The 15,693-nt window shown below is 59.2% G+C and carries 11 protein-coding genes and 1 pseudogene; 8 read left to right on the forward strand and 4 right to left on the reverse strand.

Annotated elements, in window-relative coordinates; translation table 11 throughout:
* The first annotated feature begins 1 nt into the window (after window position 1).
* Window positions 2-3,139, forward strand: coding sequence for a bifunctional [glutamine synthetase] adenylyltransferase/[glutamine synthetase]-adenylyl-L-tyrosine phosphorylase (locus tag A3EC_RS0107405; protein WP_026162297.1), 3,138 nt, complete (start codon window positions 2-4; stop codon window positions 3,137-3,139).
* A gap of 407 nt (window positions 3,140-3,546) precedes the next feature.
* Here the strand turns inward: A3EC_RS0107405 and A3EC_RS0107410 are convergent, their stop codons facing one another.
* Together A3EC_RS0107410 and A3EC_RS12945 are read right to left on the reverse strand one after the other, a co-directional pair.
* Window positions 3,547-4,743: an HNH endonuclease signature motif containing protein gene (locus tag A3EC_RS0107410; RefSeq protein ID WP_018024545.1), complete on the reverse strand. Its 1,197-nt coding sequence runs from the start codon at window positions 4,741-4,743 to the stop codon at window positions 3,547-3,549.
* Window positions 4,721-5,248 carry a hypothetical protein gene (locus A3EC_RS12945; protein WP_018024546.1) on the reverse strand — a complete coding sequence of 176 codons (528 nt, stop codon included), beginning with the start codon at window positions 5,246-5,248 and terminating at the stop codon, window positions 4,721-4,723. The genes A3EC_RS0107410 and A3EC_RS12945 overlap by 23 nt, the downstream gene beginning before the upstream one ends.
* A 247-nt stretch (window positions 5,249-5,495) precedes the next feature.
* Between A3EC_RS12945 and A3EC_RS0107420 the strand changes: the two genes are divergently transcribed.
* The 7 genes and pseudogenes from A3EC_RS0107420 (at window position 5,496) to A3EC_RS11755 (ending at window position 13,443) form a co-directional block, all read left to right on the forward strand.
* Window positions 5,496-6,056, forward strand: a complete 561-nt coding sequence (locus A3EC_RS0107420) for an NADPH-dependent FMN reductase (RefSeq protein ID WP_018024547.1) — start codon at window positions 5,496-5,498, stop codon at window positions 6,054-6,056.
* 127 nt (window positions 6,057-6,183) lie between these two features.
* Complete coding sequence (locus A3EC_RS0107425; protein ID WP_018024548.1) at window positions 6,184-7,242, forward strand: metal ABC transporter substrate-binding protein; 1,059 nt, start codon at window positions 6,184-6,186, stop codon at window positions 7,240-7,242.
* A 63-nt stretch (window positions 7,243-7,305) separates the two neighbouring features.
* The gene (locus tag A3EC_RS0107430) at window positions 7,306-8,148 is read left to right on the forward strand and encodes a metal ABC transporter permease (RefSeq protein WP_018024549.1); all 843 of its coding nucleotides are present in this window, start codon (window positions 7,306-7,308) and stop codon (window positions 8,146-8,148) included.
* Window positions 8,129-8,896 (forward strand): metal ABC transporter ATP-binding protein, encoded by a 768-nt coding sequence (locus tag A3EC_RS0107435; protein ID WP_018024550.1) that lies wholly within the window; start codon window positions 8,129-8,131, stop codon window positions 8,894-8,896. Before A3EC_RS0107430 ends, A3EC_RS0107435 begins: the two co-directional genes overlap by 20 nt.
* Before the next feature lie 59 nt (window positions 8,897-8,955).
* Window positions 8,956-10,440, forward strand: a complete 1,485-nt coding sequence (locus A3EC_RS0107440) for a DUF5129 domain-containing protein (protein WP_018024551.1) — start codon at window positions 8,956-8,958, stop codon at window positions 10,438-10,440.
* Window positions 10,441-10,449: 9 nt separating this feature from the next.
* Window positions 10,450-11,610: an isocitrate/isopropylmalate family dehydrogenase gene (locus A3EC_RS0107445; RefSeq protein WP_018024552.1), complete on the forward strand. Its 1,161-nt coding sequence runs from the start codon at window positions 10,450-10,452 to the stop codon at window positions 11,608-11,610.
* 193 nt (window positions 11,611-11,803) lie between these two features.
* Window positions 11,804-13,443 (forward strand): annotated as a pseudogene (locus tag A3EC_RS11755) (AMP-binding protein).
* Here the strand turns inward: A3EC_RS11755 and A3EC_RS11760 are convergent.
* Window positions 13,431-14,345 carry a phosphotransferase gene (locus A3EC_RS11760; RefSeq protein ID WP_018024553.1) on the reverse strand — a complete coding sequence of 305 codons (915 nt, stop codon included), beginning with the start codon at window positions 14,343-14,345 and terminating at the stop codon, window positions 13,431-13,433. The pseudogene A3EC_RS11755 and the gene A3EC_RS11760 overlap by 13 nt on opposite strands.
* Before the next feature lie 105 nt (window positions 14,346-14,450).
* Window positions 14,451-15,680 (reverse strand): acyl-CoA dehydrogenase family protein, encoded by a 1,230-nt coding sequence (locus A3EC_RS0107460; protein WP_018024555.1) that lies wholly within the window; start codon window positions 15,678-15,680, stop codon window positions 14,451-14,453.
* Window positions 15,681-15,693 lie beyond the last annotated feature (13 nt).

A 15,693-nucleotide genomic window follows, 5' to 3' on the forward strand; every position in this document is an offset into this window, starting at 1 on the left:
CATGACCCGCAGACCACGCACCTCCCGCCACGCACTACCCACCCTGGCCGCCCTCGGCGTGTCCGGACCACACGCCCGCGAAGATTTGGACCGTTTAGGCTGGTACAACGCCGAATCCCTCGACCTGCTGTGGGGACTCGCATGCGCACCAGACCCCGATTTAGCGTTAGCCACAATCAGAAGGCTTTATGACGCATTGGACGAAGCAGCACACCTCGGCGACTCGGACGCCGACCTCGCCGGACTACCAGGCGCCGGGGCCGCCGAAATGGACATGCAGATGCGGGAATCGGAAAAACTACGCACCCGCGTCTTTGCCCTGACCGGCGGATCGACGGCGCTCGGCGAACACCTGGTGGCGAACCCAGCTATCTGGTGGCAACTGCTTGCAGACGTGCCAACCCGGGCCGACATGCTGTTTGCCCTGCTAGAAGCAGTAGAAGCGACTGCGGAACGGGGCACTGAAACCACCCCAGCCGGAAACCCGGAAGCCGCGGGCGTATTCCGGGCGGGCATCAGTGGCCCCGAAGCGGAAGTGGAACTACAACGCACCTACCGCAGCCTCATTGTGCGCATCGCCGCGGCAGACCTCGCCGGAACCATGGCACGCTCCGAACGGGTGGCACCACAACCGACCCTGTCATACACGCAGGTCACCGGCCTGCTATCGGACCTGGCCGATGCAGCACTGACAGCGGCGCTATCCGTTGCCGTGGCGCGCGTGTACCCCGGCGCACCGGTCAGCAGCCGACTGGCGGTCATTGCGCTAGGCAAATGCGGGGCCCGGGAACTGAACTACATCTCCGACGTCGACGTCCTCTTCGTCGCCGAACCCGCCGACGCACGCGCCACACGCCTAGCCTCCGAATTCATCCGGATTGGCACCAAATGCTTCTTCGAAGTGGACGCCGCGCTCCGGCCAGAAGGCAAAAGCGGGGCACTGGTGCGCACCCTGGACAGTCACATTGCCTACTACGAACGGTGGGCAGAAACGTGGGAATTCCAGGCGCAGCTGAAAGCGCGACCAATGACCGGCGACATGGCGCTGGCGAAGGACTACGTCGAGGCGATGTCGAACTTTGTGTGGTCCGCAGCGGAACGGGAATCCTTTGTGCCCGATGTGCAGGCGATGCGGCGCCGAGTCATCGGTAACCTGCCGAGCGAACTACAAGACCGAGAGTTGAAGCTTGGCGTTGGCGGCTTGCGGGATGTCGAGTTTGCCGTTCAACTACTGCAAATGGTGCACGGACGCAGTGACGAAAGCCTACGGGTACTATCCACCGTCGACGCCCTGAACGCGCTGGTAGCAGGCGGGTATGTTGGGCGGCAAGACGGGCAGTCGCTGGAAGAAAGTTACTGCTTTATGCGGCTGATGGAACACCGCCTGCAACTGCAAAAACTACGCCGCACCCACACCATGCCGGCCAAAGACGATGAATCCGCAAGGTGGTGGCTGGCGCGGGCCTCCGGCATTGGGCTGGCCCGAAGCTCCACCGTTGCGCTGGAGAAAAAATGGCGGGAAACCACCCGCAAAGTCCACGGTCTGCACCTGAAACTGTTCTACCGGCCACTGCTGGAATCCGTTGCTGCGCTCGACGTGGAAGCGCTACGCCTGACCCCCGACGCGGCACGCCGTCAGCTTGCCGCACTGGGCTACCACTACCCAGACCGAGCCTACGAACACCTGAACTCCCTGGCCGCAGGCACACCCCGAAAGGCGCGCATCCAAGCACTACTGCTGCCGTCACTGCTGGAATGGCTTAGCCACACCGCCGACCCAGACGCCGGTCTGCTGAACTACCGGCGCCTGTCGGAAGTGCTGGAGGACAAGCAATGGTTCCTGCGGATGCTGCGCGATGAAGGTGTGGTGGGGCAGCGGCTGATGCATGTGCTGGGCTCGTCCGCCTACGTCACCGAGCTGCTGCTTGCCACCCCAGAAGTAGTGAAACTCTACGGCGACGGTGCGACCGGACCGAAACTGCTCAGCGTTGACGACGAATCGATAACAAGGTCGCTGGTGGCAGCGGCGAAACGACACTCCGACCCAGTCAAAGCCATCGCAGTGGCGCGTGCACTACGCCGGGCAGAACTGGCGCGGATTGCTTCGGCGGACCTGCTGGGTTTTGTGGAGGTCGTAGACGTCACTAAGGCTCTATCGAGGGTGTGGGACGCGGTGCTGGAGGCCGCCCTGTCCGCCGAAATTCGTGGCTGGCAGGCGGCGAACCCGGGGGAGGAGACGCCGGCGAAAATCGCGGTGATTGGGATGGGGCGGCTCGGTGGGATGGAGCTGGGGTACGGCTCCGACGCGGATGTGCTGTTTGTGTGTGAACCGCGCGAAGGGGTTGATGAAACGTCCGCGGTGAAGTGGGCGATTCGGGAATGCGACTCGATGCGGCGGCGGCTTGCACGGCCCGGGCGCGACCCAATGCTGGAAGTCGACGTTGACCTGCGGCCGGAAGGGCGATCCGGGCCGATTGTGCGCACCCTGGAGAGCTACACCAACTACTACCAACGGTGGGGCGAAACCTGGGAGACCGTGGCGTTGCTGCGGGCCACGTGGATTGCTGGCGACGCTGACCTGGGTAAACGCTTCCTGCATATGGTGGATAAGCTGCGCTACCCGAAAGGCGGCATCCCGGAGAAGCAAGTGCAGGAAGTGCGGCGAATGAAGGCGCGCATTGACAACGAGCGGCTGCCGCGGGGTGCACGCCGGCAATTCCACACGAAACTCGGCCGCGGCGGGCTCACAGACATTGAATGGACTGTGCAGCTGCTGGTCCTGCAGTACGCCGACCAGTACCCCGGGTTGCACAACACCTCCACGTTGGAGTGTTTGGATGTGCTTGTTGACGAAGGGGTGCTGGACCGAGCAGATGGCGAAAAACTCCGGATTGCCTGGTTAATGGCAACGAAGGCCCGTAATGCGCTGGTGCTGGTGCGGGGTAAACGTACTGATGAGCTGCCGCAACCAGGACCAGCATTGGCGCCGGTAGCTGGTGCCGCGGGCTGGGACCCGCAGGATTCGGTGGGGTACATGGACCACTATCTGCGGCTGACGCGCCACGCCCGAGCTGTGATTGACCGGGTATTTTGGGGTGAGGACGGCGATGATGTCAGTTCGATTGCGGATGACTATTGATGACTAATGATGTGGGGCGAGGGTGTAGGCGATCGTTGACTGGCCGTGTCCAATGACAGCCGAATGACAGACGACTGACAGTCCAATGACAAACGACGCTGACACACCCCAGTTGGTGTCAGCGTCGTGAAGACTGTCTTTGTGACGGCGCAAGTGCCGAATATCCTGTGTGGCGTTAGGTATGGAGGTGCCACGAGTTATCTGCCAAACTTTCTCCCATCGGTCTGCCGCTTGAACTAAGGTAACCCTAACTTGCTGCGATGGGTGCGTCAAGGGTTTAGGAAACAAAAGTGTTTCTTAATGGGTTCTTAATGGGGTCGTGGGCGGGGTGGAAGCACGTCTAGCAGGCATTCCCTGTGGAATGCCTGCTTTTTTGAATGCGGAAATAGGGGGGGGGGGCGGTCGGGCTATGGGTGCTCAGGCGATCCCGGTGGGGCTGGCGGTTCGGCGGTGCCCGGCGGTTGAGGCGGTGGGACGTATCCTGGGGCACGCCGTGTGGCGGGTCCGGTATTGAACGTCGGTGGGTGGGCGGTGCCCTCTTCATCGACGTAAACCCTGCCGGACCTATAGTTCGTTTCTGCCGTTCGAGGTGACATGTGGCTGCGGTTCGGTGCTTGCCAGGTGTCGTCGTTTTGGCTGTGGTGGGTCCGACACAGCGGAACTAGGTTTTCGATATCTGTGCGTCCGCCTTCGATGAACGGCAGAATGTGGTGAATATCGCACTGGGCTATCGGCTTATCGCAGCCTGGGCACTGACATCCTCCGTCAATTATTTGCAGTGCAACTCGCTGTGCATAATTCGCATGCCGCTGACCTTGGTGCATCGTCAAGTTCACTGGCGCGAAGCCGGCGCGAGTATCAATCAAGCTCAGTAGCGCATTGTCGCTAAGGCCTAGGCGAAGCAGCTGGCAGGCATTTAGGGTGGTGCCGACATTGGTGTGGAATCGATCATGCGCCCATGGGTTAGCCCACGGGGTGCTCGTGCGGTGCGCGAAGTCGTTGGCGTTAGCTACGACAACCAGACTTGCCAGGCCGGCCGGTGTTCCGCTGCGCTTATGAGCTTGGCGAGTAGCGTCCTCAAGGATTCGGCGCAGGGCATCGGCATTAAGCTGCGGAAAAGTGCGTTTGTCTTCATGTGCGGGAACGGGCGTGCCGACGCCGCGTTTGGCGTAGCTGCTCAAAAGTTGCAACAACAGGGTAGAGGAAGCTCCATCCAGTACACCGTTGACTTTGACGCAGCCATCACTGTCAGGCTTGCTGACCGAAAGTCGACGACGCCTAAGATCGGTGAACGGGTCGGTTTTAGTGGAGACCGCTTCATTGGAATTCGTCACTAACTTCCTGGCCAGTGCTTTGATTTCCCGTGCGGTGAGCTGGTCGACCTCGGAATAAACCTGCGCCTTGATCTCTTCAGCAGTCATAGCGCCGCCAGGTAGCAGGCGGGATAGCTCCCACAGAATGTCGGCCCGGGTTTGGGCAGTAAGTCGCCCGCTTGCGGTTGCAGCTCGCGCATCATTCGCATTTTGCTCCCGCAGTCGCTGTTGCTGTTCGCGATGCTTCTTCTCGGCCGCGAGTTCCTCTTCAGTTGGCTGCGATTCCGTCAAGCTTTCTGCGGCGTCTGGAAGGCAGTGACTCCTTGGTGTTGTCAGGTTCAATATCGCCGTCTAGTTTCGCGGCGTTCACTCTTTCGGAGGCCTCCCGGTGCGAAATTCCTAGATGGTCCATGAGGAAGCTCACCGTATTTTTAGTGCCGGCGGTATCGATCCCTGTTGGTGTAAGCAGTTTGTTTACTACGTGGAGATCAATCAGCCCTCGAAGCTTGAGCGTTTCTTCGAACTGTTTTGCTAGTTCGATAAGATCCCAGAATTCGAGGTCTTGGTCGGAACTTCCTGGGGTGGATTCGAGGTAGGTGAGGCTATCAACTAGGGCGGTCAGTGCATCTTTGAGGGTGGCGACGTGCGTGAAAGAGGGGTGTGGGGAAACGTCATTTGTGCTGGTTGGCAAATTGACGACATCGCTATTGTGCTTAGGTATGTGTGGTGCGCGTAATTGGCTAGCGTGCGAGTTCTTTCTTGCCGTTGCGCTTGGTGCTGGTTTTGGTGTAGACATTTCCCCTCCTTTCCTTCCTTCTGTTTCTTGCGGTCATGTTTCGCTTGTGAGTTCGATATTAGCAATCCATCCGGTCGCTGCGAGTAGAAAAGAGAACACATGTTCGTTAATTGTTTTGGTCTCACAGGTGTCTTCACGGTTAACGGCGTGAGGCGTTAGTGGTGCTGCGTCAACGGTGTGGTGCGTCGACAGTGACGCGTCAACAATTCCCGCCGCGCAGCACCGAAAACTCGGTACGCTTGAACCTATGAAAATCGCAATCATCATTGGCAGTACCCGACCTGGCAACCTCGGCACTTCCGTAGGCGAGTGGGTGAACTCCCAAGTCGCCGACCGTGGTGACGCAGAATTCACTCTCCTTTCGCTCGCTGATTTCAACCTCGACTTGCTCAACGAGCCGACCATTCCTGGCGCTGCGAACGGCAAGTATGACAACCCGAAGACTCAGGCATGGTCCGACGAGATTTCCCAGTATGACGGCTACATTTTTGTCACGCCTGAGTACAACCACTCAGTGCCAGCGGCCATGAAAAATTCTTTTGATGTGCTCGGCGTCGAATGGCGTCAAAAAGCGGTGGCTTTCGTCGGGTACGGCGCCAACGACGGGGTTCGCGCGGTGGAGCACTGGCGGCAGATTACGGCGAACTTCTCGATGCTCGCTGTGCGAAATCAGGTCGCGCTCAACACGTTTGGCGACTTCACGGAGGGCAACTTCACCCCGATTGAACGTCGCGCGGGCGAGCTGCACACCATGGTCGACGGGTTGGTCAACTACGCCAAGGTTTCCCAGCAACTGCGTGGGGCTTAGTGACGATTACGGGCCGACCGTGAGCGACTGAGGTCTGGTTCGGTTAGCCCGATAATGGCGGTGACGGCTGCGCGGGGATACTATTGGGAACAGTTTTCAAACGACTTTTCTGATAGGAGTTTTTTCCATGCGCAAAACTGCTGTTGCAGCTGTGCTGTTCACCTCCGGTCTGGTGCTGGCTGCTTGCGGTTCGGCAGACAACGGTGACGCCGAGAAGAAGGACTTCACCATCGCCGCGACCACCACGCCGCTGGGCAGTGTTGTGGACGACATTGCTAAGTGTGCAGATGGCAAGTCCATCACCATCATGAACCCAGGTTCGGACCCACACTCCTTCTCGCCGTCGTCTGAACAGGTCGCTGACATGGTGAAGTCTGACTTGGTTGTCGCTAACGGCCTCGGCTTGGAGAGCGGTCTGCAGTCGGCCATTGATCAGGCTAAAGCCGACAACGTTCCAGTGATGGAAGCTGCTGCCGAAGCAGATCCAATTCCATTTGGCGAAGACGGCCACGATCACGACCACGCGCACGAAAGTGAAACTGCCGACGAGCACGCAGGTCACGACCACGCTGAAGAAGGTCACGACCACGCTGAAGAAGGTCACGATCACGCGCATGAGGGCGAAGCAGCGGACCCACACGCTGGCCACAACCACGGCTCCGAAGACCCACACTTCTGGCTGGACGCTGCTCGCATGTCCATGATTGCGAAGAAGATCGGTGAGCGCGCAGCTTCCGAGTCCGGTAACGACAAGTGGAAGGACTGCGGCGTTGAGGTGTCCAAGGAATTGGACAAGGTCAACGACTCCGTCAAGGAAACCCTGAACAAGGTGCCAGAAGACCGCCGCGTCATCGTCACTGACCACGACGCATTCGGCTACTTCAACCAGGCATACGGCTTCAAGTCCGAAGGTGTGGTCATCCCAGGTGGCTCCACCCAGGCTGAACCATCCTCCGCAGAGCTTTCCGCACTGGCAAAGACCATCAAGGAAAACAAGGTCCCAGCGATCTTCTCCAACACCGCCATCGACTCCAAGCTGGTCGACGCTGTGGCTAAGGAAGCTGGCACCGAAGTCAAGGTTGTTCCACTGCACGTCGGCTCCGTCGGCGAAGAAGGCTCTGATGCCGCAACCTACGCCGGTATGATGGAATCGAACGCCAAGGCAATCGCGGACGCCCTGTCCTAACCCGGACTCGGTGTCCTAACTCGGACGCAGCGTCCTCAACCCCCTTTTCACGAGAGCATTCTCTTGATTGATTTTCTCACGGAACCCTTCCTCCTTGGGTTCCAACAGCGCGCCCTCATCGGCGGGCTCATCGCAGCTGTGATGTCCTCCACAGTCGGGGTCTGGCTTGTGCTTCGCGGCATGAGCTTCTTCGGCGACGCCTTCGTACACGGCGTCCTTCCGGGCATCGCAGCTGCTGTCATCTTTGACTTCAACCCGCTGCTCGGCGCCGCCGTTGCATCGCTGGTGATGGTCGGCTCCATCGAGCTCATCCACCGGCACACGAAACTCAAAGAAGACACCGCCATCGGCCTGCTATTCGTCGGCATGATGGCGCTTGGCGTGGTCATCATTTCGAAATCGCGCAGCTATACCGGCGATCTCACGTCCATCCTGTTCGGCGATGCCCTCGGTGTTTCGTGGGAGGCAATCCGTCAACAAGCAATCTTGGCGGCAATTGTCATTATCGGGTCGCTGCTGCTGTACCGACCACTTCTGGTGCTGTCCTTTTCGCCAATCAAGGCGGAGAGCCTAGGGATGCGGCCCAAGCTGACGCACGCGCTGCTGCTGGTGCTCATCGCCACATCGGTGATTGGTAGTTTCCAGGCGGTCGGCACGATGCTGGTGTTCAGTTTGCTGGTGGCACCTCCGGCGACTGCGGCGCTGCTGGCCCGGTCGATTCCGCTGATGATTGTGCTGTCCGCGGTCATTGGTATCGCGTCGGTGTACGTCGGGCTCATGCTCAGCTACCACTGGGGCACTGCCGGCGGCGCGACGATGGCGCTGGTGCCGATTGTGCTGTTCATCGTTGTGATGGAGATGCAATACATTCGGCGGAGGGTGAAGTATGCCAAGCACAACCAATAACTTCGCCGTCGCCCGTGGTCTGGTGCTGGCCTACGACAACAAAGTCGCGATGACTGCCTCCGACGTGGACATCCCCGCCGGAAAACTCACCGCCATCATTGGGCCGAACGGGTCCGGAAAGTCGACGCTGCTGCACGCGGTCGGCGGCCTGATGACACCGGCGGCCGGTGAGCTGACCGTGTTGGGCACCACCGCTGCGAAGGCCCGCCCGCGCATCAGTTATGTCATGCAGCAGGTGAACTTTCCAGAAGGAATCCCGCTGTCGGTGCAGGAAATCATCACGATGGGTCGATACCCGACGGCAGGTTGGTTCGGTCGACTTCGCACGTCGGACCGCGACCGAGTGCGCGCCGCGATGGAACGCCTCGCCGTCACCGACCTCGGCAAACGCCATTTGGAAGAGCTTTCCGGTGGTCAACGTCAGCGCGTGTACGTTGCGCAGGGCATGGCGCAGGACCATGAGGTTTTGCTTCTTGACGAACCGATGACCGGCCTAGATTTAGTGTCCGCTCGGACTATCGACGACATTATTCATAGCGAAACTGAAACCGGAAAGACGGTCGTGCACACCACGCACGATCTAGACGAGGCGCGTGCTGCCGACCATGTCATTTTGATGAGCGGTCGGGTAGTGGCTTACGGGCCGCCGGAAGAGGTCCTGACCCCAGACAATTTGCGTGAGGCATATAACCTCGGACAAATTCACGAAGATGGCCTAGATGGGCCGTTTTTCGACGACCCCCACTAGGGCAAAAATCGTGGGTTAATCGTCGGTGCACGCGGCCGAAAAATGGTTAGCATGGGGTTATGTTCCATTCGGTTCGGCCGCATATCCTGTCCACGCTCACCCTCGGAATTCTGGCATGCGGCGCGACCGCGGCCCTCACGCTGCTGCCCGCAGCGCCGGCGGCAACAGTGCTAGCAGCGCCGGCAACACTTGCCGCACCAGCGGTGCACGCTCAAGCCACGCAAACCCAAGTCCGCACCGAGATCACGGACCCAGACGGTCACCTCTCCGACAGTGACAAGCAGATGCTGCGCACCGAAACGGAGCGCCTGACCCTTCCAGCGCAGGTCGCGCGCGTTGACTACGTTGTGCTGGGCAAAAACAAAGACAATTTCAACGACAGCATTGAAGAGTATCTGCGTGCGAACATGCCGGAACTAATCGCCGATGACGACGATAGTTTCGCCAACGGTTCGCTGATTGTTGCCGTGGGAATGGACCCGCACCGCAACGGCATTTACTGCGGTGATGATGTCTGCAGCGCCGCGGACTTGTTTTCTGGCCGACACCTCGACAAGTCGCTGGAAGCGATGAAACCGGCGCTGAAGAAGGGCAATACCGCGGTCGGCTTGCTGGATGGCGCTCGCTACGCCACGGACCGGAATGCCGCTGCCGACGATAAGGCCTCCCAGAAACGCTCAGACAAGATTGCGCTGGGCATTGGTCTGGGCCTTGGCGGCGCCGGAATCACAGCCTTGGGTGGCGGTTTGTACGCGTATCGCCGGAAGAAGCGCCGCGAGAAAATTTCAGAGGCTCGCGCTGACTTTGATTACGTCATGAAGCACTATGCCGACGTGGCGCAACGCCTACCTGCCATTGACGTGCGCGCGAATTCGCTGCAGTCGGAGTTGGCGGATGCGGAGCTGCGGAAGCAGTGGGCCGATGTTCGTGACCGTTTCGCGGAGTTGGACGACACGGTTGACAAGTTCCGCAATGTTCGCCGGGATTCGGACGACGACACGTTTTACGAACATGCCGAGGAAATTGACCAGGCGGAAACGACAACGCTGCAGGTCACGCGGGCGGAAGAGAATATTGAGAAGCTCTGGCAGATGGAAAATGGCAATATTGGCCAGCGTCGTATGGAGCTAGCGGACCTGCGCGATGACGTAATTAAGGCGCACACGGAGGTGCAGTCGTCGAAGCTGACGGCGCGCCTGGCGGACCTGGAACAGCGTATCGGCGAACTGGACCGCGACCTGTCCGCCCCGGATTTTGCCACCCAGTATGCACAGATTCTGCGGGAATATCGCCTGCTGCTCGATTTGGTGCGGGAGGAAGAATTTAGCGATGTGCCGGTGTCGGAGAAGCACCGCCGCGCGCCGCGCCTGTACGACGAGGATTATCGGATTGGTTACGGCTACAACAGCTTTGTGCCGTTCTGGATGTTGTCCACGTGGCATGCCAATGATGTCGAGGCGCATGCCGCGGCGACGGATATGGGCAGTGCGAATACGTCGTTTAGCTCTGGTTTTTCCGGCGGCGGTGGCTCGTCAAGTTGGTAGCCTAGGGGTATGAGCGCATCTACTTCGGCCCCGACAATTGCACTTCTTCCTGGTGATGGCATCGGCAGGGAATTGGCGGAAGCCTGCGGCCCGCTACTCCGGGAACTGACTCCGAAGGTGACGTGGCTGGAGGCGGAAGTGGGGTGGGAGTGTTGGCGCCGCGATGGTGATTCCGTCTCCGCGGCCACTTGGGAGGCGTGCCGCGCCGCTGATGCTGTGCTGCTTGGTGCGATTACGTCGAAACCGGCTCCGCAGGCTGAAGCTGAATTGGCGTCGCATTTGCAGGGCAAAGGGTTGGAATATCGCTCGCCGACGGTGCAGTTGCGCCGCGGTTTGGATTTATTCGCGAATGTGCGCCCAGTGGAGGCACGCGATGGTTCCTTCCGCTTCATGGTGGTGCGGGAAAACACCGAGGGAATGTTCGGCCACGACCTTGGCGTGGAGGATTTGGAGCGGCTACCTGGGCTGATGTCGTTGCTTAGTGACGACACGACGGTGCGGGAAGCCAATCCGGAGGAAATCGCGGTGAGTTTACGCGTAACAACCGGGTTTGGTTGGCGCCGTTTGCTGCGCGTGGCTGCGAAGTTGGCCAAGCGTTCCCGGGGCGTTGTGACGGTTGCCGACAAGCCAAATGTGCTGCCGCAGACCGGGGCAGTGCTCGTGAAAGCTGTGTCTGATGTGCAGGCGGAGTTTCCGGATGTGCAGTTCGTGATGGAAAACGCGGATGCGGTGGCGATGCGGATGGTGACCGAGCCCGAGCGGTATGACGTGATTGCGGCGGAGAACCTGATTGGCGATATGCTGTCGGACTTGGGCGCTGGTTTGGGGACAGGGCTTGGGGTAGCACCGTCCGCGAGTTATGGGACGCGGATGGGATTGTTTGAGCCGGTGCATGGCAGTGCGCCAGATATTGCGGGGCAGGGTATAGCGAACCCAGTGGCGTTTTTGTTGTCGGCGGCGTTGTGCTTTGAGCATGTGGGGGAAGATGCTGCCGCAGCGAGGTTACGTGTTGCGGTGGAATCTGTTGTTCAACGAGGTCTGTCCGGTGACGGGAAATGTGTCACCTTTGATCTAGGCGGGGTAGCGACAACAGCCGAAATGATTGCAGAGATACGCAAAATGCTCGAGCTGTCAAGCTCGAAGTGTGAGCCTTCGCCGCTCAAAAGGTGAATGGCTAGTGCAGGTCGGGGACGGCGCCGCAAATATCTGACGGACATAGCGGAGAGCGCTGACTGGTTGGGGTACTGGGCAGTTTTTAATTTTCGCTCCAAAACAACTGGGTTCCCCCTATCCTCGAAATATGAATCGTGAGTCAGGTCACTTTTGAAGTGAACTATTTCGCGGCACCGACAGAGGAGAAGACATGGCGATCCGCAGCCCATACCCACCGGTCGACATTCCGAACACCAGCATCTACGACACCATCTTCACGACCCTGACTGACGAAGAACTCGAACGTATTGCAGTCACAGATTCCGCAACCGGGCAGCAAGTCACTTTCGGTGAGCTGCGGCAACACATCAATCTCGTTGCTGGTGCCCTTGAAGCCCGAGGGCTCACACCCCACGACGTTGTTGGACTGCACTGCCCAAACTCCTATGCCTTCATCGTGATATTTCATGCCATCATGCGGGCAGGTGGAACAGTCACTACCCTTGGGTCACTACTTACCGTCGAAGATATCGCACGGCAATTGAAGACTGCTCAGGCGACCATGGTCTTCTCCATCAACATGCTCGGCGAAGCAGGCTTCCGCGGCGCAGCATCCTTGGCATTCGAGAAGACAGCATCTACGCCCTGGAAACTGAACTCCCAGCAATGCTCAAAGAGGGACACCAAGCGCCAGACATCACCATAAATTCCGCCACCCATGTGGCAGCCATGCCATTTTCGTCAGGAACCACGGGCGTAGCCAAAGGTGTGCGGTTGAGCCACCGGAACCTTGTGGCGAACATGATGCAGCTTGCCCCACGCCTGGAGCCAAACGGCATGCGTAGCGATTCCGTCGTGATGTGCGTCCTACCGTTCTTCCATATCTACGGCATGAACGCGCTACTCAACAACTGCCTAATGGCACGGGCACATCAGGTCACCATGCCGAAATTCGATCTAGTTGAATTCCTGGAGCTACACGAAAAGTACGGCATTGAACTGTCGTTTATTGCCCCACCAATTGCTGTGGCACTAGCGAAGCACCCCATCGTCGACAAGTTCACATTGCAAGCACTAGACACCGTGATTTCCGGCGCCGCTGCATTGGATGGGGAACTCGCCGCCCATGTGGGAAAGCGACTGAACTGCAAAATCATGCAGGGGTTCGGAATGACCGAAACCTCACCGGTGACTCACCTGTCAGACGTTGGCATCACACCACTGGAATCCATTGGAATGCCACTGCCAAATACCGAATCCAAAGTCGTCGACATCACCGACGAGCAACTGCGGGAGATTACGCCTCCAACGGAAGAAGGCGAACGCTCTGCCGACGGTGAAATGTGGATTCGTGGACCACAAGTCATGCTGGGGTACCTCAATAACCCCGAAGCCGACGCCAAGACTCTGACCGCAGACGGATGGCTGCGAACCGGGGACATTGTGAACCTCGACCACCTAGGAAACACCTATGTTGTTGACCGAATGAAAGAACTCATCAAATACAAGGGCTACCAAGTCGCGCCAGCGGAATTGGAAGCACTACTCATGACCCGCGAGGACGTGGCTGATGTCGCGGTCGTGGGCTTCACCCGAGAGGAGGACGGCGAGGAAGTGCCACGAGCCTTTATCGTCCGCCAAGTCACCGAAGCTGGTGACCCTCTGAACATTGACCCGGCAGAACTCATGGCATGGGTCGCCGAGCGCGTCGCGCCGTACAAAAAGATTCGGATGGTTGACTTCCTCGACTCGGTACCGAAGTCGAATACCGGCAAGATCCTTCGGAAAGACCTACGGAACGTGCCAGCGACTTCGGATACCGCGATGTGGAATGCCAGCTACAGCGCGTAACGGTCAGCCAGCTGAGTCGCGTAGGCAACCAACATCTCCACAAACTGCGGTGTTGGTACGCCTGCGCGATTAGCATTTTCCGGCCGGTCAAGGCTCCGGCGGACCACACCCTCGACGATGATCGCGACTTTCCACACCCCAAGCACATGCCAAAAACCCAGCGCATTGATATCGCGGCCGGTACGTTCGAAATACATCGTCGCCAGCTCCTCCGGAGTAGGGAAACCCTCAGCCAGCGCCGCATCGAAACCCGGCAACTGTGGACCATTGCGCACCGGCCAATACGCCAAAAGGGAACCAATATCGGCAAGCGGATCGCCCAGCGTCGCCAGTTCCCAGTCGACAACCGCAAGCGCGGAACCATCCGCCGGATCGACCAGCAGATTACCTAAATGCAGATCACCATGGACCAAAGTCGTTTCTGTTTGCTGCGGCACCGCAGCGTGCAGCCGCTCAGTCAATGACTCCAATTCCGGCAACTCCCGAGTCTTGGATTTGTCCCACTGCTTTGTCCATCGACGCAGCTGACGCGGCGCATAAGCATCAGTACTGGCCACATCCGCCAATCCAGTTGCCACTAAATCGACCTGATGAACGGCAGTCATTGCGTCGATAAGCGACGAAGCTGTTGCCCTGCGCACGGTGGGGGACATGCCGTCGACCACCCGGCGGCTATTGGCGGTCACCCCGGGGACGAAAGACATCGCGATGGTGGGCTGGTCAGAGACCGCGCCGGGCCTGGTCACATCGGACGCGCCGAAAATAGTTGGTACGGGCACGGGCGTGTCGGCAAGCGCAGCCATGATGCGGCCCTCGCGGAGCACATTATGAGCCGAAGCAACAAGGTCGCCAAGCGGCGGCTGTCGGACGACTACCTGGCGGCCAGTCGAATCGGTGACCACAAACGTCAGATTAGATTGGCCCCGTCGATGCGTTCGAGCGTCAGCGGCGGAACAAGGCCCGCAACGTCGCTGAGCCACCCTTCCAAGGCCGGGATGTTGAAGATACTAGCGGTGTCCATCGGTGTTTTCCTTCTGGTGGCGGCGGATTTCTTGGCGGGCAATGGTCATCAAATGCACCTCATCTGGCCCATCAGCCAGCCGCAACGTGCGCAGACCCGCCCACATGGCAGCCAACGGCTGATCATCGGTGACACCTTCGCCACCAAAAATCTGAATCGCCCGGTCAACCACCTCCAGCGCCATCCGGGGCGCCGCAACCTTAATCGCCGCGATCTCCATGCGGGCCGCCTTATTACCGGCGGTATCCATCAGCCAGGCAGCACGCAGCACCAGCCCGCGAACCATGTCAATGTTGATGCGCGACTCGGCAATCGTTTCGCGCACCGTATCGCGGTCAATGAGTCGTTTTCCAAAAGTGGTGCGCTGGCTGGCGCGCTCAATCAGCAGGTCAAGGGCGCGTTCAGCCATGCCAATCGCCCGCATGCAATGGTGAATTCGGCCCGGCCCAAGACGCGCCTGCGCGATTTCAAAACCGCGGCCTTCGCCGAGCAAAATATCCTTATCAGGCACAAAGACATCGTCAAACACCACTTCCGCATGGCCCTCACGGTCGTGGTAGCCGAACACCGGAAGGTTCCGCTCAATCCGCACCCCGTCAGCGTCGGCAGGCACCACCAACATTGACTGCTGCCGGTAGGTGTCCGCATCCGGGCTGGTCTTGCCCATGACAATGAGCACCTCCAGATGCGGATGCATACCGTTGGAGGCGAACCACTTGCGGCCATTGAGCCGGTAGCCGCCGTCGACCCGTTCCATCTGCATGGAAATGTTTGTGGCATCGGACGACGCAACCCCCGGCTCCGTCATGCAAAACGCTGAACGAATCTCCCCAGCAAGCAGCGGCTTTAAGTACTTTTCGCGGTGTTCCTCGGTGCCGAAAAGCTCTAAGATTTCCATGTTGCCTGTGTCGGGGGCATTGCAGTTGCACGCTTCCGGCGCTAGGTGGATGCTGCGCCCCATGATTTCCGCCAGCGGCGCGTATTCCGCGTTCGTGAGTGCTGGGCCATCTGTGGCATGCGGGTGGAACAGGTTCCACAGGCCGCGGCGTTTGGCTTCCGCCTTCAGGTCCGCCAGGACGGCCGGGAAATGGTGCGGGTTGTGCGCGTCAGCTACTTGTTGCTTTGCGACGGATTCGGCTGGGTACACACATTCCGCCATGAATGCGTGCAGTTTTCGCTGATACTCCAGGCTGCGCTGAGTTGGTGCAAAATCCATGGTGACCTCCTAA

Source organism: Corynebacterium ulceribovis DSM 45146 (assembly GCF_000372445.1).
GTDB classification, from domain to species: Bacteria; Actinomycetota; Actinomycetes; order Mycobacteriales; family Mycobacteriaceae; genus Corynebacterium; species Corynebacterium ulceribovis.